We start from the raw sequence: 1,138 nt of genomic DNA on the forward strand, positions 1-1,138 counted from the left end.
CTCGGTGCCGACCTGGCCGGCCCCGCCGAGGATGAGGATGTCCATGGGTTCGGGCATTGGCTCAGGCGCGGCTGGTGGGGGCTGTGCCCAGGCCGAGGCGCTCGCCGGTGTAGCGGCCCTCGCGGATCGGACGCCACCAGGCCTCGTTGGCGAGGTACCAGCGCACGGTCTCCTCCAGGGCCCGCTCGAAGTCCTTGGTCGGATGCCAGCCGAGCTCGGCCTCGGCCTTGGACGGGTCGATGGCGTAGCGCCGGTCGTGGCCGGGCCGGTCGGCGACGGAGGTGATCAGCCGGTCGTGGGGGGCGTGGTCCGGGCGCAGGCGGTCGAAGGCGGCGCAGAGCGCCTTGACGACGGCGAGGTTGTTGCGCACCGCGCGCCCGCCCAGCAGGTAGGTCTCGCCGATCCGCCCCTTCTCCAGCACCGCCACGAGGCCGCGGGCATGGTCCTCCACGTGGATCCAGTCGCGCTCGTTCAGGCCGTCGCCGTAGACGGGCAGCGGCTTGCCCTCCAGGGCGTTGAGGATCATCAGCGGGATGAGCTTCTCGGGAAAGTGGCGCGGGCCGTAGTTGTTCGAGCAGTTCGTCACCAGGACCGGCAGGCCGTAGGTCTCGTGCCAGGCGCGGGCCAGGTGGTCGGAGGCGGCCTTGGAGGCCGAGTAGGGCGAGCGCGGGTCGTAGCGGCTGGCTTCGGTGAAGAAGCCGTCCGGCGGCAGCGAGCCGTAGACCTCGTCGGTGGAGACGTGCAGGAAGCGGAAGGCCGCCTTGGCCTCGCCGCTCAGCCCGTCCCAGTGGCTGCGGGCCCCGTCGAGCATGACCTGGGTGCCGACCACGTTGGTGCGGATGAAGGCGCCCGGATCGGTGATCGAGCGATCGACATGGCTCTCGGCGGCCAGGTGCATCACGGCCTCGGGCCGGAAGTCGGCGTAGAAGGCGTGCACGGCCCCCGGGTCGCAGATGTCGGCCTCCACCAGGCGGTGGCGCGGGTTGTCCGCCAGCGGCTGGAGCGAGATCGGGTTGGCCGCGTAGGTCAGCGCGTCGAGCGTCGCCACCTCGTGTCCGAGCTCCTGCACCAGGTGCAGGACCAGGGCCGATCCGATGAAGCCGCAGCCGCCCGTCACCAAGATGCGCATGGGATGAAA

Annotated in this window: 1 protein-coding gene; it reads right to left on the minus strand. The window is 71.3% G+C overall.

What is annotated here, in order from left to right; genetic code table 11:
- Positions 1–61: 61 nt before the first annotated feature.
- Positions 62–1,129, minus strand: a complete 1,068-nt coding sequence (rfbB, locus tag CRT23_RS27605; RefSeq protein ID WP_103712642.1) for a dTDP-glucose 4,6-dehydratase — start codon at positions 1,127–1,129, stop codon at positions 62–64.
- Between the last annotated feature and the right edge of the window lie 9 nt (positions 1,130–1,138).

Origin of the sequence: Methylobacterium sp. V23 (assembly GCF_002917135.1) — a bacterium.
Taxonomy (GTDB): Bacteria; Pseudomonadota; Alphaproteobacteria; order Rhizobiales; family Beijerinckiaceae; genus Methylobacterium.